The organism is Paraburkholderia flagellata, assembly GCF_021390645.1.
GTDB lineage: Bacteria > Pseudomonadota > Gammaproteobacteria > Burkholderiales > Burkholderiaceae > Paraburkholderia > Paraburkholderia flagellata.
This window is the reverse complement of record NZ_JAJEJT010000002.1, coordinates 841,807-862,571: the sequence shown is the minus strand read 5'-3', so window position 1 is coordinate 862,571 and position 20,765 is coordinate 841,807. Positions and strand designations below refer to the sequence as shown.

Annotated in this window: 18 protein-coding genes; 10 read left to right on the top strand and 8 right to left on the bottom strand. The window is 63.8% G+C overall.

Annotation, left to right across the window (positions count from 1 at the left end):
• Window positions 1–26 precede the first annotated feature (26 nt).
• From bamA to L0U83_RS18270, 3 genes are all read right to left on the bottom strand, one after another.
• Window positions 27–2,342, bottom strand: coding sequence for an outer membrane protein assembly factor BamA (bamA, locus tag L0U83_RS18280; RefSeq protein WP_233885281.1), 2,316 nt, complete (start codon window positions 2,340–2,342; stop codon window positions 27–29).
• 148 nt (window positions 2,343–2,490) lie between these two features.
• On the bottom strand, window positions 2,491–2,889 hold the full coding sequence (locus tag L0U83_RS18275; RefSeq protein WP_201695765.1) for a hypothetical protein: 399 nt from the start codon (window positions 2,887–2,889) through the stop codon (window positions 2,491–2,493).
• Between the two features lie 313 nt (window positions 2,890–3,202).
• Window positions 3,203–3,949, bottom strand: a complete 747-nt coding sequence (locus tag L0U83_RS18270; RefSeq protein WP_233885279.1) for a hypothetical protein — start codon at window positions 3,947–3,949, stop codon at window positions 3,203–3,205.
• 71 nt (window positions 3,950–4,020) lie between these two features.
• Here L0U83_RS18270 and L0U83_RS18265 point away from each other — a divergent pair, with 71 nt between their 5' ends.
• Entirely contained in the window at window positions 4,021–5,076 is a 1,056-nt protein-coding gene (locus tag L0U83_RS18265) for a phytoene/squalene synthase family protein (protein WP_233885276.1), read from the top strand.
• Window positions 5,077–5,139: 63 nt separating this feature from the next.
• Here the strand turns inward: L0U83_RS18265 and mmsB are convergent, their stop codons facing one another.
• Window positions 5,140–6,030 carry a 3-hydroxyisobutyrate dehydrogenase gene (gene mmsB, locus L0U83_RS18260; RefSeq protein WP_233885274.1) on the bottom strand — a complete coding sequence of 297 codons (891 nt, stop codon included), beginning with the start codon at window positions 6,028–6,030 and terminating at the stop codon, window positions 5,140–5,142.
• Between the two features lie 51 nt (window positions 6,031–6,081).
• Window positions 6,082–7,608 (bottom strand): CoA-acylating methylmalonate-semialdehyde dehydrogenase, encoded by a 1,527-nt coding sequence (locus tag L0U83_RS18255; RefSeq protein ID WP_233885272.1) that lies wholly within the window; start codon window positions 7,606–7,608, stop codon window positions 6,082–6,084.
• 332 nt (window positions 7,609–7,940) lie between these two features.
• Between L0U83_RS18255 and L0U83_RS18250 the strand changes: the two genes are divergently transcribed.
• Window positions 7,941–8,894 carry a LysR family transcriptional regulator gene (locus L0U83_RS18250; protein WP_233885270.1) on the top strand — a complete coding sequence of 318 codons (954 nt, stop codon included), beginning with the start codon at window positions 7,941–7,943 and terminating at the stop codon, window positions 8,892–8,894.
• Window positions 8,895–9,055: 161 nt separating this feature from the next.
• Here the strand turns inward: L0U83_RS18250 and L0U83_RS18245 are convergent, their stop codons facing one another.
• Both L0U83_RS18245 and L0U83_RS18240 read right to left on the bottom strand, forming a co-directional pair.
• Entirely contained in the window at window positions 9,056–9,451 is a 396-nt protein-coding gene (locus L0U83_RS18245; RefSeq protein ID WP_233885269.1) for a BON domain-containing protein, read from the bottom strand.
• A gap of 507 nt (window positions 9,452–9,958) precedes the next feature.
• Window positions 9,959–10,840 (bottom strand): LysR substrate-binding domain-containing protein, encoded by an 882-nt coding sequence (locus L0U83_RS18240; protein WP_158759748.1) that lies wholly within the window; start codon window positions 10,838–10,840, stop codon window positions 9,959–9,961.
• Between the two features lie 110 nt (window positions 10,841–10,950).
• On the opposite strand from L0U83_RS18240, the gene L0U83_RS18235 reads away from it, so the two are divergent.
• The 7 genes from L0U83_RS18235 (at window position 10,951) to L0U83_RS18205 (ending at window position 17,973) form a co-directional block, all read left to right on the top strand.
• The gene (locus tag L0U83_RS18235) at window positions 10,951–12,198 is read left to right on the top strand and encodes an MFS transporter (RefSeq protein ID WP_233885266.1); all 1,248 of its coding nucleotides are present in this window, start codon (window positions 10,951–10,953) and stop codon (window positions 12,196–12,198) included.
• A gap of 292 nt (window positions 12,199–12,490) precedes the next feature.
• Window positions 12,491–13,555: an ABC transporter substrate-binding protein gene (locus L0U83_RS18230; protein ID WP_233885263.1), complete on the top strand. Its 1,065-nt coding sequence runs from the start codon at window positions 12,491–12,493 to the stop codon at window positions 13,553–13,555.
• A 21-nt stretch (window positions 13,556–13,576) separates the two neighbouring features.
• Complete coding sequence (locus L0U83_RS18225) at window positions 13,577–14,437, top strand: ABC transporter permease (protein ID WP_233885261.1); 861 nt, start codon at window positions 13,577–13,579, stop codon at window positions 14,435–14,437.
• Window positions 14,438–14,555: 118 nt separating this feature from the next.
• On the top strand, window positions 14,556–15,323 hold the full coding sequence (locus L0U83_RS18220; RefSeq protein WP_233886555.1) for an ABC transporter permease: 768 nt from the start codon (window positions 14,556–14,558) through the stop codon (window positions 15,321–15,323).
• Window positions 15,324–15,361: 38 nt separating this feature from the next.
• Window positions 15,362–16,195, top strand: a complete 834-nt coding sequence (locus tag L0U83_RS18215; protein WP_233885259.1) for an ABC transporter ATP-binding protein — start codon at window positions 15,362–15,364, stop codon at window positions 16,193–16,195.
• A 341-nt stretch (window positions 16,196–16,536) separates the two neighbouring features.
• Window positions 16,537–17,238 carry a carbonic anhydrase gene (locus tag L0U83_RS18210; RefSeq protein WP_233885257.1) on the top strand — a complete coding sequence of 234 codons (702 nt, stop codon included), beginning with the start codon at window positions 16,537–16,539 and terminating at the stop codon, window positions 17,236–17,238.
• A 558-nt stretch (window positions 17,239–17,796) separates the two neighbouring features.
• Window positions 17,797–17,973: a hypothetical protein gene (locus L0U83_RS18205; RefSeq protein WP_233885256.1), complete on the top strand. Its 177-nt coding sequence runs from the start codon at window positions 17,797–17,799 to the stop codon at window positions 17,971–17,973.
• 27 nt (window positions 17,974–18,000) lie between these two features.
• Here the strand turns inward: L0U83_RS18205 and L0U83_RS18200 are convergent, their stop codons facing one another.
• Window positions 18,001–19,026, bottom strand: coding sequence for an aldo/keto reductase (locus L0U83_RS18200; RefSeq protein ID WP_233885255.1), 1,026 nt, complete (start codon window positions 19,024–19,026; stop codon window positions 18,001–18,003).
• A 299-nt stretch (window positions 19,027–19,325) separates the two neighbouring features.
• On the opposite strand from L0U83_RS18200, the gene L0U83_RS18195 reads away from it, so the two are divergent.
• Window positions 19,326–20,753 (top strand): DHA2 family efflux MFS transporter permease subunit, encoded by a 1,428-nt coding sequence (locus L0U83_RS18195; RefSeq protein ID WP_233885254.1) that lies wholly within the window; start codon window positions 19,326–19,328, stop codon window positions 20,751–20,753.
• Window positions 20,754–20,765: the final 12 nt, after the last annotated feature.

Below are 20,765 nucleotides of genomic sequence, written 5' to 3'. Positions count from 1 at the left end.
CCGCGAAACGCCGCCACAGACAACCCTTAGAACGACGTACCGATCTGGAACTGGAACTTCTGGTACTGGTCGCCCGCGTGCTTGACGATCGGGAAGCCCAGATCGAGTTTGAGCGGCCCGATCGGCGAGATCCATTCGAGGCCCGCGCCATAGCTGTAACGCAGACCGTTCGCGCCGGTGCTGCTGCCTTCCGTGCCCCACACGTTGCCGCCGTCCACGAACGTGAACACGCGCAGCGTGCGGTCGTAACCCGTGCCGGGCAGCGGGAACGTCAGCTCGATATTGCCCACCACCATCTTCGAGCCGCCGATCGGATCGTTCGTCGTGGCGTCACGCGGGCCGAGCGAACCCGACTCGTAGCCACGCACCGACCCGATACCGCCCGCATAGTAGTTCTTGAAGATCGGATACGGCTTTCCGCCCAGACCGTTGCCGTAGCCACCCTGGAAGTTCAGCCCCAGCACGAAGCCGCGCGCGAATGAGTAGTAGTACTGCATTTGGGCATCGCCCTTGTAGTACTGCGTGCCCGCCGGCGTACCGTATTCGGCGTTGGCCTGCGCGTAGTAGCCGCGGCTCGGCACCAGCGCGCTGTCGCGGTTGTCGCGCGACCAGCCCACGGTGAGCGGCACGGTGTTCGAGACGCGCCCGAATTCGTTCACGTAGTCGATATAGGTCTGCGGCGTGCTGGAATCGACGTCGAGGCGGTCCTGCTCGATGCCGAGCCCGAAATACACCATGTCGGTCTCGGAGAACGGAATGCCGAACTTCATGTCCGCACCATACGAGATGATGCGAAAGCTCGTGTCGTTCGTGCTCGAGTAGTAAAGCGGCTCGGTCGTGCGGTAGTAGACATCGGTAATGCGCTTGATGCCGTCCACCGTGAAATACGGATCGACCTGCGTGACCGAGAGCGTGCGATACGTCGTGGCCGTATTCACGTTCAGCGAAAGGCTGTTGCCGGAGCCGAACACGTTGTCCTGCGAAATGCCCGCCGAGATGATCGGCCCTTCGCCCGAGCCGTAGCCGAGGCCAAGCGAAAGCGTGCCGGTGGGCTTCTCGGTCACTTTCACGTTCACGTCCACTTCGTCCTGCGTGCCTTCCACCGGCACCGTGGTCACGTCCACGTCGGTAAAGTAGCCAAGGCGGTTGATGCGGTCCTTCGAAAGCGCGAGACGGTTCGAATCGAACCACGAGCTTTCGAGCTGGCGCATTTCGCGGCGCACGACTTCGTCGCGCGTGCGGGTATTGCCGGTGACGTTCACGCGGCGCACGTACACGCGGCGGCTCGGGTCCACCTGTAGCGTGAGCGCGACCGTGTGGTCCTTCTGGTCGATCTCGGGCAGCGCGTTCACCGTCGCGAACGCGTAGCCGTATTCACCGAGCTTGTCGACGATCGCCTTGGTCGTGTCCTTGAGCTTTTGCGCCGAAAAACGCTGCCCCGGCTTGATGCCGACGAGTTTCTTCAACTCCGCTTCGCGGTCGAGCAGATTGCCGGCCATCTTGATGCTCGAAATCGTATAAGGCTCGCCCTCGTGAATCCCGATCGTCAGATACATGTCCTTCTTGTCGGGCGACAGCGAGACCTGCGTCGAGTCGATGTTGAACTCCAGATAGCCGCGGTCCAGATAGTACGAGCGCACGTTGTCGAGGTCGCCCGTGAGCTTTTCCTTCGAGTACAAGTCGTTCTTCGTGTACCACGAGAACCAGTTCGGCGTGGAAAGCTGCATCTCATCGAGCAGCGTGCCGTCGCTAAACGTCTTGTTGCCGATGAAATTGATCTGGCGGATCTTCGCGCTCGGCCCTTCGACCACGGAGAACAGCAGGCCCACGCGATTGCGGTCGATCGGCGTGACCGTGGTCGTGACCTCTGCTGCGTAGTAGCCGCGCGTGAGGTATTGGCGCTTGAGTTCCTGCTCCGCCTTGTCGACCAGCGCCTTGTCGTAGCTCTGGCCCGGCGAGAGCCCGACCGACTTGAGCGCCTTCGTCAAGTTATCCTTATCGAATTCCTTGATGCCCGCGAAGTCGATCGTTCCGATAGCGGGACGCTCCTGCACCTGCACGACAACCGTGCTGCCCTGCGTGGAAATGCGCACGTCGCTGAAGAGGCTCGTCGCGTAGAGCGCGCGAATGGCGTCGGAGGCCTTGTCGTCCGTGAAGGTCTCGCCCTGCTTGATCGGCAGATAGGCGAATACGGTGCCCGGCTCGATGCGCGTGAGCCCGTCGATGCGGATGTCCTGGACCACGAAGGGCTCGGTGGCGTGCGCCGCAGCAGTCACGCCGATGCCGAAGCCGGCGAGAGTCAGTACGCGTGCATAGCGCGCCGTGGTAGTTGATGCCGTCATGCGGGAGGTCGAATGTGAAGCAACGAAAGAGCCGTGAAAGTGCCGTGAGATTGCCGAATGGTCCATTACCGGCGCGAGACGCGCGCGGCTGGCATCCACGGATGCAGGGTGTACAACGGGTGCGGCAAGAAAGGCCGGCGCGCCACGCCTATTGCATGCTCGCACCGCCAGGCAGGCGCATCTTCGCGAGCCCCGTTGCGAGCGAGAGCACCTCGGTCATGTGCACGGCTTGCGCGGGGTGTAGACGGAACGACAATTCGGCGCCCCCGGGCAAGCGAAAGCTCACCACGAGATGCTGCACGTCGCCCGACTCGCGACCGACCTCCCAGGCCTCGCAAGGCATGGTGAATTTCACGCTCGCGGTTTTGTGGCGGATGCGCTCGGAGCGGCCAATCGCATTCGAAAGCGCGGCGAGCAGTTCATGCATCACCGAGCAATGCAGCGCGACGCTGTCCGGCTGATTGCCGTTCACCATCAAGTACTGGCCGTCCGCAGTCAGCTCGAAATCGCGCAGGGAATGAATGGCAAGAGCCGGGGACGAGGGCATGAGCGACGCTCCGTTACAAAAGCATCGGCGGAGTCTAGTGCGTTGAGCGCGGTACGCGCGTTACCCCATCATTACAGGGATTACTTTCATCAATATTGTGCAGAGGGCGGTTCCGTTCGTTTCGCACGCACCCATTTCCGCGCGAGACCAATGCCCTGCGTGCACGCAGCGGCTTTCAATCTGCTCGCGATTGCACGCCACCGCGGTTATCTTGAAAAATTTTTGGTAACCGTAGCGATTACGCTTGCTTTCTATAGGCAAACAGGCGTTTTAGTGCGCGCGGCGTGGCTGGCGTCGCGGCGAACGCCTGCTGTCACTTATCAAAAAAATCCTGAAACTCCGCGAGGCTCGCATGCACCGCGAGAGCCTGTAAGGGAAAGCAAGGCAGCAAATCAGCGAAAGCGCGGACTCGCTCGACGCGCGCGAGCAGCAGCGCGGCCGCGTCGTTGCGCACGCCGCCGTGACGGTCGAGAAATTGGCCCCAAAGCGAAAGCGCGCGCAAGCGGGCCACGGGCTGCGCGCTCGCGACGTAGGCCGCGGGAAAGAGCCGCCGGTAGGCGGGCACGTTGTAGAGCCAGGAAGTGCCGTGAATGAGCACGTCGCTCGACGCACAGCCGCTTTCCCGGAGATGGCCGCGCAGATGCCTGATTAACGCACGCAACTCAACGTGCCGTGCGGCCAGTTGTCGGGAATCAAGTGGCGACATGCCGTTATCGGTTTGAGTGTTTTCGAAGTGCAGGCGCACTCCGCCATGCGGTTCACGCGCGTAAGAGAAGCACCCAACCGTCGCGACGATGGCAGGCGCAGCCTGATGCGTCGGGCAGCGCTGCAAATAACGCCACGTCCACTCGCACTGCTCATCAACACTTGCGCGCTCATCGAGGCCGCGCACGTAGGCTGCCCAGAGGGGATGCGTGCGATCGAACGCCCGCCCCGCGCCGAAGCGCACATAGAGGTTCGTGCAGTCGAGCAACGCCGCCGCAAGGGGCATGTCCGCGAGGCGCGCCGCCGTGCGCGCGAAGCGCACCTGGAGGTCGTAAAACGCGCGTTCGGGTCTCACCGGGCCTCGTCTCCTTCGTCCACGATACAATGCGGCTGCGTCCGATCCGTCCCTCGCTGCCCCTATCCGACATGCAGAATTCTACCCGGGCCTTCCTGCTGGGCCCGTTGCTCAAAGGCGTTTCCCGTTCGTTCTACCTCACGATGCGCGTTCTGCCCGCTGGCATGCGCGACCCCGTGGGCGAAGCCTATCTGCTCGCGCGCGCCGCCGACACCATTGCCGACACCGCGCTGATTCCGCCCGAGCGGCGGCTCGCCCTGCTGCTCGCGCTGCGCGAGCGCGTGAACGGCGCGGCGAACGATGACACCCTGCTCGCCGATCTCGCAGGCGAAGTTGCGGGCCAGCAAACGCAATCGGACGAGAAGTTGCTGCTCGAATCGCTCGGCGGCGCGCTCGATGTGCTCGCGCAACTCGACGACGCCGATCGCCGTGCCGTCCGCGAGATCGTCACCACGCTCACCGAAGGCATGGAATTCGATCTGCGCACATTCCCCGACGAGCGCTCGGGTCAGGTGGCCGCGCTGAACACGTGGGACGAACTCGACCGCTATACGTATCTCGTGGCGGGCTGCGTGGGCGAGTTCTGGACGAAGATGACGTACATGCACTTGCCGGGCACCCTCGCGCCCTCGCTGGAACAAACCATGTACGCGCGCGGCATCCGCTTCGGCAAGGCCTTGCAGATGGTGAACGTGCTGCGCGACTGCGGCAAGGATCTGCGCATCGGCCGATGTTATCTGCCCGCTTCGATGCTGGCCCAGGCCGGGCTCACCGCGCAGGACCTGCTCAAGCCCGGCGCCTCGGCGCGCGCGCGGCCGATCATGCTCGAACTCGTGCGCATCGCGCTCGATCATTTCCGCGCGGCCATCGACTATACGTTCGCGCTGCCGCGCCTTTCGGTGCGCCTGCGGCTTGCGTGCCTGTGGCCCATTCTCATCGGCCTGGAAACGCTCGAGCGCCTCGTCGACAACGACGACTGGCTCGATCCCGCGAAGACCTCGAAGGTCAGGCGCAACGACGTCTATCGCATTCTCGCCTGCTCCACCGCGCTCGCGCCTTCGAATGCGCTGCTCGGCGTCTGGTTCGAGCGACTCTTCGCGCGTGTCGAGGCTCGTATCAAGGGCTGAAAACACAGGCGCAAAAAAAGGCGCGCTTCGCAGCGCGCCTTTCGCGACTCGAAACTGCGTGACTCAACCTTTCTGAGCGCGATACAGCTTGATGATCGCCGAGAAGTCGAGCTTGCCGTCGCCGTGGCTGCTCATGGCCTGATAGAGCTGCTGCGCGAGCGCCCCCATGTACGCGGGCTGATGCACGCCTCTTGCGGCGTCGGTGGCAAGACCCAGGTCCTTGAGCATGAGATCCGTCCCGAAGCCGCCCGTGTAGCCGCGCGAAGAAGGCGCCGTTTCGATCACGCCCGGGTACGGGTTGTACGTGTCCGAACTCCAGCAGCGTCCCGTGGACGTGTTCATGATGCCGCCCAGCACCTTCGGGTCAATGCCGAGCGCCTCGCCCAGCGCCATCGCTTCGGCCACGCCGGCCATCGTGATGCCGAGCACGAGGTTGTTGCAGATCTTCGCCACCTGCCCCGTGCCGGTCTCGCCGCAATGGACGATGTTCTTGCCCATGCCCGAGAGCACCGGCTTCACGCTCTCGTAGTTCTCGGCGCTGCCGCCCACCATGAAGGTGAGCGTGCCCGCGGCCGCGCCGCCCGTGCCGCCCGAGACTGGCGCATCGACAAACGCGTTGCCCTGCGCGGCGGCGAGCTTCGCGAACTCCTTGACGCTCGCCGGATCGATCGTGCTCGAATCGATGATCGTCACGCCCTTCGCGATGCCCGCCAGCACGCCGTCTTGCGCCGTGAGCACGCCGCGCACGTGCGCCGCCGCGGGCAGCATCGTGATGACGCACTCCGCACCGCTTGCCGCCGCCTTCGCCGATACGGCTTTCTGCGCGCCGGCCTCGGCGAGCGTTTGCATCGCGCTCGCACTCAGGTCGAACACCGCCACGGTATGTCCCGCCTTGAGCAGGTTGAGCGCCATTGGTGCGCCCATGTGGCCCAGCCCGACGAATCCAATTTTCATGAGCCTGTCTCCGTTATTGTTCAGTACTCCATGTTTATCTCAGGCGGCGTATCAGCGCAGGCTGATCGTCGTGTTCACGCCGTCGCTCACAGTCGCGTCGTCGAACCAGCGCGCGGTGACCGTCTTGGTCTGCGTGTAGAACTGCACGACCTGCTTGCCATACGGGCCCAGGTCGCCGAGCTTCGAACCGCGCGAGCCCGTGAAGCTGAAATACGGCACCGGCACCGGAATCGGAATGTTGATGCCCACCTGGCCAATGTCGATCTCGCTCTGGAACTTGCGCGCCGCCGCGCCGCTTTGCGTGAAAAGGCCCACGCCGTTGCCGAACGGATTCGCGTTGACGATGGCGATCGCTTCGTCCAGCGTCTTCGCCGTGAGCACCACGAGCACGGGCCCGAAAATCTCGTTCGTGTAGATGTCCATATCGGTCTTCACGTCCGTGAACACCGTGGGCCCGACGAAGTTGCCACTCTCATAGCCCGGCACCGTCACGTCACGGCCATCCAGTGCGAGCGTCGCGCCCTGCTTCACGCCCGAGTCGATCAGGCCGAGAATGCGCGTTTTCGCGGCGCGCGACACGACCGGCCCGACGTCCGTCCTGGCCTCGTGGCCCGCGTTGACCTTGAGCGTCTTCGCCTTTTCGACGAGTTCGTCCACCCATTCCTGCGCCGCACCCACGAACACGGCCACCGAGGTCGCCATGCAACGCTGGCCCGCCGCGCCGAACGCCGCACCGACCAGCGCATTGAGCGCCTGCTCGCGATTCGCATCGGGCAGCACGACGGCGTGATTCTTCGCGCCCATCATCGACTGCACACGCTTGCCGTGCTCGCTGCCCAGACGATAAACGTGCGTACCCACGGCCGTCGAGCCGACGAACGATATTGCCTTCACGAGTTCGTGCGTGCAGATCGCATCGACGACTTCCTTGCCGCCGTGCACGACGTTGAGCACACCCTTCGGAATGCCCGCTTCGATCGCGAGTTCGACGAGCTGCATGGTCGAAAGCGGGTCCTGCTCCGATGGCTTGAGCACGAACGTATTGCCGCAAACGATCGCCATCGGGAACATCCACAGCGGGATCATCGCGGGGAAGTTGAACGGCGTGATGCCGGCGCATACGCCTAGCGGCTGCTGCAGGGTGTAGGTGTCCACACCGCCCGCCACGTTCTCGGCGAAACCGCCTTGCTGCAGCGTGCCGATCGAGCAAGCGTGCTCGACGACTTCGAGGCCGCGGAAAATATCGCCCTCGGCGTCAGGCAGCGTCTTGCCCTGTTCGGCGGTGAGCGTCTTCGCGATGCGCGGCATGTGCTCGCGAATCAGCGCCTGTAGTTTGAGCATGATGCGCAAACGCGCGCCGACCGGCGTGTTCTTCCACGTGGCGAACGCGGCGTGCGCGGCCTTCACAGCCTGGTCCACTTCCTCGACGGTCGCGAACGGCACGCGCGCCAGCACTTCCTGCGTGGCCGGATTGACGATGTCGCGCCATTCCTTCGTTTTCGATTCGACGAACTCGCCGTCGATGAGCAGTTTGACGGTGGAAACATGTGCGTTGGATGCCTGGGTCACTGCGTTCATCGTGAACTCTCCCTGATGGATTCGAACGGGCCGGCCGTAGCCGGATATAGCGAAATGTGTGGAGTCAGCGAAATCTCAATTGCAGCACGCGCGCGAGAACCCTATGCAAACGCGTGCAGTCATGTCGAGCGTGCTGGGAATGGAGCCGGGCGAAGTCGAGAAGAGTCCTGCTGAACACGGGCACACCTGCGGCGCCCGCGCGGGGAACAACTGCATTTGCATCGTCTGTCTCCATCCTTGTTGTCGTGCGACCGTGTCTGTTTCTGTCGCCTCTTTGAACGAGTATAGTTATTCGAATATCCACGGCATAGTGATGAAAAAGCCCATCCGATATGCAAAAACACACAACGAGCAGTATGGAGACCTTGAACTGGGACGATCTGCGCTACTTCCTGGAAGTGGCGCGCACGCAGCGCGCAAGCGGCGCCGCGAAGCGCCTGGGCGTTGACCACACCACGGTCGCGCGCCGGGTGCGGGAACTGGAGGCGGCGCTAGGCACCGTCCTGTTCGACAAATCACGCTCGGGCGGCTTCGTGCTGACTGCCGAAGGCCAGCGCCTGCTGGCCTACGCGGATGCCGTGGAAACGACGGTGCAATCGGCCAGCGAGCAGTTCGCGATTGGCGCGCAGTCGCTTTCGGGCCATGTTCGCGTGGGCTCGACGGAGGGTTTCGGTTGCTTCTTTCTCGCGCCGCAGTTGGCGCGCTTCACGGGCCAGCATCCCGACATGTCGATCGACCTGTTGCCGGTGCCGCATTTCGTGAGCCTTTCAAAGCGTGAGGCCGACCTCGCGATCATGCTGGAGCGCCCCGAGCGCGGGCAGTATGTCTACACGAAGCTGTGCGACTACCGGTTGCGTCTGTACGGCACACCCGCCTATCTCGAGCGCCATCCGCCCATTCGCACAGGCGCCGACCTGCGCAATCACGCCTTCATCAGCTATGTCGCCGATCTGGCGTTCAGCCACGAGTTGCTCTATCTCGAACGAACCGCGCCTAACGTGACTGCAAACCTGTGCAGCACCAGCGTGATCGCGCAATACCATGCTGCGCTGCAGGGCAGCGCGCTCGCCATCCTGCCTTGCTTCATGGCCGAGCCTGACCCGCGCCTCGTGCCGATCCTGCCCGACGAAGTCGTGGTGACGCGGCGCTTCTGGCTGTGCAGCCGCGAGGATCTGCGCAAGCTGCGGCGCATTACGTCGCTCTGGGATTACCTGCGCGCGGCCGCCGACGCCAATCGCCCGCTGCTAATGGGCGAATCGCCGGAAATGCATTACGTCGAAGCCTGAGCGCTCCTTGCTCTAGAGCCTCGACAAGCAACAAAAAAGCCGCACATGCAGTCCACGAACGGGACTGCATGTGCGGCCTTCAGGAAGAATCTGGCTGCACCCGCTCCAGCGTCGCCGTCCGCACCTCCACGCACGGTCGGCGCGCGCCGGCTAGCCGATGCTCAGGTCCCAACCGGGCGGATCGTCAGCGCGTTACGCACCGACGTTACACCTTCCACGCCCTTGGCGACATCGCCAGCGCGCTCGATCTGCGACTGCTCGGGCACGGTGCCTTGCAGGATAACGGCGCCGTCTTTCGCGCGCACGGTAATGTTGGACACGCTGATGTTCCGGTCACGCGCGAGGGCCGAACGGACCTTGCGGCCGAGCGCACGGTTCGCTGCGCGCGCTTGACGCAGTGCTGCCTTCGATTGATTGACGTTGTGCTGGGCAGCGGCCGTCGGGCCGCTGGTGGGGGCAGCGGCGGCCGGGGCCGACGCGTCCTGCGCATAGACCTGGAACGACGCCGCCACCAGTGCCGTGGCTGCGGCCAGCTTGAACATCTGAATAGCCTTCATGCAGTTTCTCCTGTTGTCAGTCTTATTGCTGGCCCAGGAATGGGCCGTTAACTACACCATTGACTACAAAACATTCGCGCGCCAGACCGCGATGGGAAGTAACAATACCGCAACTATTTCATTCTTGACACGAAGCGTGCCCAATCTGTGATTCCACGCCACACTTCGTGCTGCTTTCCACAGACGAATGCGTTGATTGTCCAAATAGTGAAGCCACTATTCAACAATGCAATTGAAATGGCGTCATCAGCCCGCTTCATATCCCTTTAGGTCCGCTTTGCTGCCCAGTCACCGCCATTTCATTGCGGCATTCAAACGCCCAGTGTCATGCCTTCAGCCATGATCCGCTTTGGTGCATGCGATATGAATAAGATCGCTAATCGCGTATTCGCGAGCGGGATTGAGCCGCTTTAATCAAAGAGCAACGCGCATCACACAAGCGGCGTTGACAATACGGACAGCGGTTAACCCGAATACCCATTGCGCAATAGGAGAGGCTGGCCGGCATCAATTGGCCAATTGCGCCTTTATCCATCGATAGAACTGCTGGATCGCCGCCTCGCGCGGATGCCCTTCGCGCCACGTGAAGTAATAGTCGAGTGAGGCCGGAATGCGGACCTGCCCCAACTGCACCAGTTCGCCACGCTCGATGAAGCCGCGCGCGAGTTGCAGGCGCGCCGTGGCCGCCCCTTGCCCGGCCACCGTGGCCTGCAGCAGCAGGCCCGCGTCGTCGAACACCGGTCCGCGCTCCGGTTCATCGCCGGCCACGCCCGCGGCCTCGAAGAAGTCGCGCCACGAGCGGCGCGAAAACCGCAGGAGCGGCATGCTCGCGAGATCCTCGATGCGAAAGCCGGGATGGCGCGCGAGCAAGGCCGGGCTGCATACCGCAACGACCTGGTCGTCCAGCAGTTTGCGGATCTGGAAACCGGGTTCGTCCACCCGCCGATGCCAGATGCCGATGTCGAAGGGATAGGGGTCGGGCGGCGTGACGTCGGCATGCATGCGCAGCGAAAGGTCGACCATGGGATGGCGATCGTAGAAGTCGCCCAGGCGCGGAATCAGCCAGACGGAGGCGAAGTCGGACATGACGCTCAACTCGAGGCGCGTGACGCCGCTCACGCCGGGGCGCGTGGCGTCGAGCGCGTCGCGCAGGTCGTCGAGACTGCGGCGCACACGCTCGGCGAGTTGCGCGCCAGCCGCGGTGGGGATCATGCGGCTGCCGGCGCGGCGGAACAGCTCGACGCCCAGTTCCGTTTCGAGCGCGCGCAGGTGATGGCTCACGGCGCTGTGCGTCAAATGCAATTCTTCCGCGGCGCGGCTGAAACTGCGCCGCCGTGCGGCGGCTTCAAGGGCGCGCAGCGCCTGCAGAGGTGGGAGAGATCGGGCCATGACGTCAAATTCTACTCACAATGCCGTCTGAAATCTCTCGCTGGCCTCGTGCACGTCAATCGCCAATAATCGACAACCAGGCATTCAATCCGCTTTCGCCCGCCCCAAACATGACCTCACTCAGACTGCGCGTCTTCGCCGTATTCGCGCTCGGCTATTTCATTTCGTACCTGTTTCGCGGCGTCAATCTCGGCTTTGCGCCGTTTCTTTCGCGTGAACTGGGCTTCACGGCGACCGATCTCGGCACGCTCACGAGCCTCTATTTCCTCGGCTTCGCCGGCGCACAGATCCCCGGCGGCGTGCTGCTCGACCATTACGGCCCGCGCCGCGTCACCGCGTGCGTCATGCTCGTGGCCGCGGCGGGCGCGTTGATCTTCGGCGTCTCGCACAACATGGCCGCGATGATGGTGGGCCGGCTGCTGATCGGCGTGGGCGTGTCGGTTTGCCTCGGCGGCGCGTTCAAGGCCACAGCCCAGCACTTTCCCGTCGCGCAGCTCACGCTCGTGAACGGGCTCGTCATGGCCGTGGGGGGCCTCGGCGGCGTGGCCGTGGGCGCCCCGCTCTCATGGCTGCTCTCGATCGCACCCTGGCGCGCGGTGAGCCTCGGGCTCGCGGCACTCACGGTGCTGGTGGCCGCCATCATCTGGATCGGTGGGCCGCGCACGCGCGACACGCACCATCAGGCGAGCGTGCTCGAACAGTTCAAGGGCACCGCGCACATCCTGCGCAGCCATGCGTTCTGGAAGACCGCAACGTTCTCGTCGCTGACCCAGGCCGTGTTCTATGCCATGCAGTCGCTGTGGGTCGGCGCGTTCCTGCGCGACGTCGTGCCGGCCGGCACCGCCGATGTCGGTGCGCGTGCGGCCTCGCTCGTTTCCGTGCTGGGCGGCGCGTTCATTGTCGGCAATATCGGCTTTGGCGCGCTCGCACGCAGCTTCGAGCGGCGCGGCGTGAGCGTTCAGCTCTTTTCCGGCGTCACAATGCTCATTTTCGTGCTCGTGCAAGCTTTGCTCGCGGCGCGTGCGCCGCTGCCCGCAGCTTTGCTTTGGGCGGCGTACGGCGCGTTCGGCGGCACCGGCATCCTCACTTACGCGGTGCTCGCCGAATATTTCCCGCCGCGCCTGATTGGGCGTGTGAACACCACGTTCACGCTTGTCATCTTCATCGGCATCTTCTTTCTGCAGATCGCGATTGGCGCCGCGCTCGCGCACTGGCCGGCACTCGACGGCCACTACCCGGCGATTGCGCATCAGACCGTATGGGCAGTCCTCGTCGTACTGCAAGTGCTCTGCGCCGTGTGGTATTTCATGCCGTCGCGGCGCGCCGCCGCGACGCGCCACGCAGTCGAAACGCAATAAGGCGCGCTTTTGCGCAAAGCTGCATCACGCTCTGTGCGCCCTGCGGCTTTGCGCTTGTGCTCACATCGATAGCACGATTTCTTCCTTCGGTACGGGCGGCGCTCTACTATCATGGAGGCGCCCTGCCGTTCATTTTCCCCACAACACGCAGCGCTCTTGTCGAGAAATGCAAATCTCGAATCATTGGTTGTCCTGATCGGCGTACCCGGAAAAGAATGACCCAACGGCAATGACGGCGACGCAAGCTCGCCAGTCTGCGCACCCCGTTTCGTCACTCAAATCCGACCTGCCCATGCGTTCACATCGCGTTCTGCAGTACCTGCTTTGCGCAGCGCTCTCGTTCATCTCCCTGCATGCCGCGGCCGGTGAGCCCACCGTGATCCGGATCGGCGTCGCGCAGCAAGGCGCCGGCGATCCCCCGACCTTCGGCGGTTCGACCGCTGCCACGGTGCGCGGCCAGCAGTTGCTCGAAAAGGAGTTCGCCGCCGACGGCATCAAAGTCGAGTGGCTCTTCTTCAAGGGCGCGGGCCCGGCTGTGAATGAGGCCATTGCCAACAATGCACTCGACTTCGCGTATCAAGGCGACTTACCCTCGGTCCTCGCGCGCGCCAACGGTCTCAAGACCCGCATCCTGCTGGAATCGGGCGTGCGTTCCGGCGTGAAGGTGGGCGTGCCAGCCGATTCGGACATCAAATCGATCAAGGACCTCAAGGACCGGCGGGTCGCCATTTTTCGGGGCACGAATCTGCAACTCGTGGCCGACAATGCACTCGCCGAGAACCAGCTCGACGAGCGTGCGCTACGCGTGATCAACCTCGATACCGCAAGCTCGCTCGCGGCGCTCGCATCGAAAGGCATCGATGCCTCGGTCAACGACTATCACCTTTACCGGCTGCGCGATCAGGGGCTTGCCCGCATCGTCTACGAATCGCAGCATGATGGGCCGCAGTTGACGCGCCAGGCGCATCTGCTCGTGCTCGACGGCTTCGAGAAGGCGCACCCCGATATCGTGCAGCGCGTAGTCAACGTCTTCGTGCAAGCGGCGCAATGGTCTTCCGATGAAGCAAACCGCGACGCGCTTTTCAAACTCTGGGCAAAGAGCGGCGTGAGCTACACATCCTGGCAAGCCGAATTCGCCGAGCAGCCTCTGAAGTACCGCAATTCGCCGCTAATCGATCCGTTCATCGTGGCGCGCTACAAGGCCGTTGCGCAGGACGCGCTGCGCCTGAAGCTGATTCGCCAGCCCGTGGACGTCGATTCGTGGTTCGAGCCGCGCTATCTCGACAACGCGCTGCGCACGCAAAAGCTCGAGCACTACTGGACCCGCTACGACGCCGCCGGCAAGCCGCTTGGCTGAACGCGCGAGAGGAGCCGCATCATGACGGAAACCACAATCACGATTGCCGGGAACACGCCGCGTGCAGCGCCACGTATCGACGCGGCAACAGCAACCACACGCTGGCGCGTCGCGCTGCGCGCATGCGCGTGGCATCTCGCGCCCTGGCTGCTGCCCGCACTGCTCTTCCTGCTATGGAGCGTGGGCTGCGCGCGTGGCTGGATCGCGCCGCAAATCCTGCCTGCGCCGCAGCGCGTTTATGAAACGTTCGTCGATCTCGCCCAGAGCGGCGAGCTTGCGCGCAATACGCTGATCAGCCTGCAACGCGTGCTGCTGGGCTTCGCAGGCGGGACCGTGCTCGGCTTCCTGATCGGCGGCGCGCTTGGGCTATCGCGCACGCTAGAAGCCTGGGTGCTGCCCAGCTTCAACGCCATCGTGCAGATTCCCGTGCTCGGCTGGCTGCCGTTTTTGTTGTTGCTCGTCGGCGTGGGTGAACCGCTCAAGTATCTGCTCATCGCTCATGCGGCGCTCGTGCCGGTCACGCTCAGCACCATGCAAGGCTTTCGGCAGACACCCGCTGCGCTGGACGAAGTCGCGCGCGTATTCGCCTACACACGCTGGCAACGTATCGTGAGGCTCGTGCTGCCCGCGGCGATTCCCACGCTCGCAACCGGCGTGCGCCTCGCCTTCACGAAGGCCTGGCTCGCGCTCGTCGTGGTCGAGCTCGTGGCGTCGTCGGAAGGACTCGGCTATCTGATCGTGTATGGCCGACAGCTCTTTCAGCTCGATCTCGTGATGGCGTCGGTGGTCGTGGTCGGAGCGATCGGCCTCGCCATTAATCGACTGCTCGATGTGCTTGAGCGACGTTTGCGGCGCGGCACGCCATCGGCGTTTCGGGCCTGATGGTGCTAGATAGCGCCTGCTTGACAACATTCGAGCCAGAGGAGAATTCGCCATGAGATTGTCGCTTGCACGCAAGGCAGCGCGTCCCGATTGCGCCTGTGAAGCGGTCACCGAAACCATGCCGCGACGACGTGTCGATCTGCGTGGCGCCGCGCTGCCCCTCGTCGCCATTGCGCTGTGGTGGGCCTTGAGCGCCTCGCATCTCGTGAAGAGCGGCCTGCTCGTAAGTCCCGCCGATGTAATTCGCACCGCTTACGAACAGTTCGAGAGCGGCGCATTGGCCCGTGCGCTTTCGGCGTCGCTTGCACGCGAAGCCTGTGGCTTCGCCATCGGCGCAACGGCGGGATTCCTGCTGGGCGGCGCGTTGGGTCTCTCACGCATCGCCGCGCGCGTCGTGGGGCCGAGCTTCGACACGTTCAAGCAGATCTCGCTGTTCGCGTGGATTCCGCTCATTTCCGTGTGGTTCGGGCTCGGCGACGCCGCCAAGGTCGTCTTTCTTTCGCTCGCGGCATTGCTGCCCGTTGCTGCCCACACTTGCGACGGCATTCACGCCGTTCCGCGCAAATATGTCGAACTCGCACAGGCGTTGCGCTATTCGCGGCTGCAGCTAATCCGCTACGTGCTGTTGCCGGCCGCACTGCCCTCGATTTTCACGGGCCTCTATCTCGCACTCATCTATTCGTGGCTCGCCACGCTCGGCGCGGAATATTTGCTCGTTGCGGGCAGTGGTATCGGCAACCTGCTGATCGACGGCAGCGAGCAATTCCGCATGGACCTCGTGCTGTTTGGCATCGTCGTCGTGGGCGCGATTGGCTGGGCGCTCAATGCGCTCGCACGGCGTGTGGAGCGAACGGTGCTGGCGCGGTTACACATCACCGCCCAATGATTCGCATTGCAAATCAAACGAACCTGAGAGAAACCCAGATGAACACCATTGACCCCGAGGGACTCGACATTCTGCATGTGAGCAAGCGTTACGGCACGGGCGAGTCCGCGCTCGTCGTGCTCGACGACGTGACGCTGCATGTGCGCCCCGGTGAATTCGTAAGCGTGCTCGGTGCGAGCGGATGCGGCAAATCCACGCTGTTGCGCCTCATCGCCGGCCTCGACGCGGGCTATAGCGGCGCAATCATGATGCGCGGCGAACGCGTGGGCGACACCTCGCTCGAGCGCGGCATCGTGTTCCAGGATCATCGGCTGTTTCCCTGGCTCACCGCCGAGCAGAACATCCTGGCAGCGTTGCGCAATGCCCCGCTGTCGGCGCGCGAAAAGCACGAAGCCGTGGCTGAGCACATCGCACTCGTGGGCCTTGCGGGTTTCGAGCGGGCGTATCCCCATCAACTCTCGGGCGGCATGGCGCAGCGTGTGGCGATCGCGCGCGGCCTCGTCAATCGCCCGCGCGTGCTGCTGCTGGACGAACCCTTCGGCGCGCTCGACGCCCTCACGCGCGGCCGCCTGCAAAACGAATTGCTGCGCATCTGGGAGCGCGAACGCATCACGATGATCCTCGTCACGCACGATGTCGACGAGGCGATCTACCTGGGCGACCGTGTCGTGACGATGGCGCCGCGTCCCGGCCGCATCCGTCGTATCGTCGACGTGACGTTGCCGCGCCCGCGCGAGCGCGCCGACCCACGCTTCGTGCGGCTGCGCGATGAAATTCTCGCCGACTTCTCGGACACGACGATACCGCCCGGCGCCACGTTGTTGCCCGACACCCCTGCCCACTCTTCAGGTCAATGGCGCATGGCGTGGTGAGCGCGCCGACCGACTGGCCGGTCGCGCTTCACCCCTCCTCATGATCCCGACACTCCCGGCGACACCCGGATGGGCCAATCACGCGCGGCGTGAGAAAATCTCTCTTCGAACGGAAACGCACGACGCGCAAGCGCCCACGCAGCAAGCCCACTTTCCTGTACTTAGCTGTCTTTTCGGCCGGTTTATCGACATATCCCGCCGGTTCGACGCCTGGATACCGCGAGAACGGCTATACCGCGTAACGTGGCGCGAAGTTTTCCGATCCGCAAGGGGTCGGCTCAGCGTAAACTCCCGCTGTTGCCATTCGATAGTGTCGATTCATGATAAAGAGAGAAACATCCATGCCAGACAACACCCACTCGCACGACGGTCACTCCGAATCGTGCGGCTGCGATCTGTTACACCTGCTCGACGGCGTGGACGAATTCACTCATCACGTTTTCCCGGGCAACAAAGAGCTGTTCCACAGTCTCGCCCACAGCCAGGCGCCGCACACGCTCTTCATCACCTGCGCCGACTCGCGCGTTTCGCCGGAAATGATCACGCAAGCCAAGCCCGGTGATCTGTTCGTTTGCCGCAACATCGGCAATATCGTGCCGGCCTATGGCGAAATGCTCGGCGGCGTGTCGGCCGTCGTGGAATTCGCGGTGCTCGCGCTCAACGTGAAGCAGATCGTGCTGTGCGGCCATACCGACTGCGGCGCGATGAAGGGCCTCGCCTCGGGCGCGGAAGCCACGGCCGACATGCCCACCGTGCAGGCGTGGCTGCGCAACGCGGAAGCGGCGCGCAGCGTGGTGAAGACCCGCGGTCTGGACGACGACCAGGTCGTCCAGGCGCTCGTGGAAGAAAACGTCCGCCTGCAACTCACTCACCTTCGCACGCACCCCGCGGTGGCCGCGCGCGTGGCCCAGGGCCAGCTCGAACTGCAGGGCTGGGTCTATGACATCGGGCACGGCAAGGTCACCGTGCTGGACGAAGCACACGGCAAGTTCCTGTCGCTCGGCGAAGCGCGCGCGCGCCTGCGCAAGCGTGTCGAGGAATAACGGCCGGGCGCTGACGCGCCCCTTTTAACGCTGGCGTTCAGGCCAGCTCCGGGGCGGCGGTTCTCGCTGCCCCATCAAACCCGCTTACTCATTACGCATGAATTGAAGTGCGTACGCAACGCATTTCAGATCTTGCCGTGCGATTTTCTCAATTCGCGCAATAATTCTTTTCGAATTAGGGGTTTACCCTAGGACAAAACGCGACTACACTTGCGGCCGTACTACATGCGGCGCCCTGCCGCACAAGAAGAAGAATTCCGGAGGTTGGTCGCTTATGCAGCACGTTGCCCCGCCGTCGCATCACCTGTCTCATCCCGGCTTCAATCGCACTACCGGCGCATTGCGCCGTCCCACGCGTCACTAGTTCAGCGCGCGTGTCCTGCCGTCGCGCACGCGCCACGGCAGGCGAACTTTCAAGGCCCACTCCGCGTCATCGCCGTTTTCATGCCGCCGCTCACATCGCGGCAAACGGCGCGCGCCTTTGCGCGTATGGACGCCCGGTAATGGGCTTCGCACCCGTCACGGGCCGAGCGCCCGGTTACCGAAGGAGAAGCATTCATGGAGTCCGCGCAGAACCGTCAGTCGAAAGTCGAAGTCAAGCTGTTCCTGCACCCGGAAGACCATTACCGCGCGATGGCCGCCGCGAAGACCCTCAATCTCGCGGAACGCGAGTTCTTTGCGCTGGCGCTGCATCTGGGCGCGACCCAGATCCTGCGCCAGGCCGAAGCGGCTTGAAGCAAGCTCACTGAGCGAGAAAGCGCCTCAAACCGGCGACGGGTTGCGCTCGGCGAAACCCTCCTGATGCCAGTACGGGTAGACGGGGCGCACGACGCTCGCGGCGTCGAGCTTCGCCACCTGTTCGGGCGTGAGATTCCAGCCGACCGCGCCGAGGTTCTGGCGCAACTGCGCCTCGTCGCGCGCGCCGATCAGCACCGTCGCGACCGTCGGCCGCTGCAGCAGCCAGTTCAACGCGATCTGCGGCACGGTCTTGCCGGTTTCCTTCGCAATCTCGTCGATGGCATCGAGCACGCGAAAGAGGTATTCATCCGGCACCGGCGGCCCCTGCTCCGCCGTTTTGTGCAGACGGCTTTTCTCCGGCAGCGGCTGGCCGCGTCGAATCTTGCCGGTCAAACGCCCCCAGCCCAGCGGGCTCCACACCACCGCGCCCACGCCCTGGTCGATCCCGAGCGGCATCAGTTCCCACTCGTAGTCGCGGCCGATCAGCGAGTAGTACGTCTGGTTGGCGACGTAACGCGGATAGCCGTAGCGATCGGCCACCGCCAGCGATTTCATCAGGTGCCAGCCCGAGAAGTTCGACACGCCCGTATAGAGAATCTTGCCCGCGCGCACGAGTTCATCGAGCGTGGACAGCACTTCTTCGGCCGGTGTGCGCGCATCGAAACCATGCAACTGGAACAGGTCGATATGGTCGGTCTGCAGACGCTTGAGCGCAGCATCGACAGCGCGCTTCAGGTGGAAGCGCGATGAGCCCACGTTGTTGGGTTCGTCGTCGAAGCGGAAGGTCGCCTTGGTCGAGATGATCGCCTTGTCGCGGCGCCCCTTGAGCGCTTCGCCAAGCACCGACTCCGACGCGCCGCTCGAATAGATATCCGCGGTATCGAACATCGTGACGCCGGCGTCGAGGCAAATGTCGATCAGCTTGCGTGCTTCGGCGACATCGGTTGCGCCCCAGGCCTCGAAGAACTCGCCTTTGCCGCCGAACGTGCCGGTGCCGAAACTCAGCACCGGCACCTTCATTCCAGACGCACCCAGAAAACGGTATTCCATTTCCGATCCTCCATTGATCAAGGAGTTGACGATGAGATGCCGACAGCGCACGAGTCTACGCGCTTCGATCTGGCCTTGCCGCGAAGGTCCCACGGCGAAGGACTCACAACGCCACCGCTCGCCGCGCGGCTGTACAGCTGCTTTTGCGTATTGGAAACTGACGCCTTTCGCCGCTGGCTTTCTGTTTCACTATCCGATCCGCAATATTCCGATCGGCACAAGTCGTCCAAAATCGCCCGCAGACCACACATGATCCGCACCACGATGACGTTGATTCCCCCCTGCAGCGTGGAGGCGCAATGACCGCTCCCGCGCAACGTTCTTCCGGCGTCGGCTGGCTGCCGTACCTCGTCGCCGCCACGTTCTTCATGGAGTATCTGGACACGACCGTCATCGCAACGGCGCTGCCGCAGATGGCGCGCTCGTTCGGCATCGGCCCGAATAGTCTGAGCCTCGGCGTGACGGCCTATATGCTCGCGCTCGCCATCTTCATTCCGGCCAGCGGCTGGGTGGCGGACCGCTGCGGCGCGCGCACCGTGTTCTTCAGCGCCGTGGTCACGTTCACGGTCGCGTCCGTGCTGTGCGGGATCTCGCAGAACGTCGATGAGTTCGTGGCCGCGCGCATCCTGCAAGGCATCGGCGGCGCGATGATGGTGCCGGTCGGGCGCATGATCGTCGTGCGCAGCACTGAGAAAAGCAAGCTCATGCAAGCGATCTCGACGATCACCTGGCCCGCCATCGCCGCGCCCGTGGTGGGACCGCCCATCGGCGGCTTCATTACGACCTATGCGTCGTGGCGCTGGATCTTTCTGCTCAATGTGCCATTCGGCATTGCCGTGCTCGCGGCCATCGCCGCGATCGTGCCGAACCTGCGCGGCGAACAGCGCCGGCCGCTCGACGTAACGGGCCTCGTCCTGAGCGGGACCGCGCTGACCGCCATTCTCTACGGCGCGGAACTCGCGAGTCAGGTCGGCCAGAATCCGTGGCGCGCGATGGCGATCGTTGCGGCGGGCGTCGCGATCGGCGTCGTCGCGTTCGTGCATGCGAAGCGTCATCCGCATCCGCTCGTCGATGTTTCCACGCTGAAAATACCGACGTTTTCCGTCACGATCGTGACCGGCTCGCTCACGCGTATCGGCATCGGTGCGGCGCCTTATCTGATGCCGCTGATGTTCCAGATCGGCTTCGGTCTCTCGGCGTTCAAGTCCGGCCTGCTGCTGCTCGCAAGCGCGCTCGGCAATCTCGGCATGAAGGCGCTCACGACGCGCATTCTCGAACGCTGGGGCTTCCGGCTCGTTTCGGTCGTCGACGTCAGCGTTGCGGGCGTCTCGTTGATCGCGTGCGGCCTGCTCACGCCCGGCACACCGCTCGCCCTCGTGCTGATCGTCGTGTTCGTGTACGGCATGGCGCGCTCGATGCAGTTTTCCACCCTCGCCACGCTGGCCTACGCCGATGTCGCGCAGCCGCAAATGAGCGCGGCCAGCACGCTCTGGAGTGCGGCGGCGCAGATGACCATCGGCCTTGGCATTGCATTCGGCGCGCTTGCGCTGCGTGTGGCCGCGCATCTCAACGGCGAAACGACCGGCCATGTGTTCACGCTCGACGACTTCCGGCTCGCCTTTCTCGGTGCCGGCGTGCTCACGCTGATTTCGGTGTGGGGTTATGCGCAGATGGCGCGCGACGCGGGACAGAACGTGGGCGGCGGCTCCCGCAGGCAGCGCGCGTAGGCAAACGCCGCG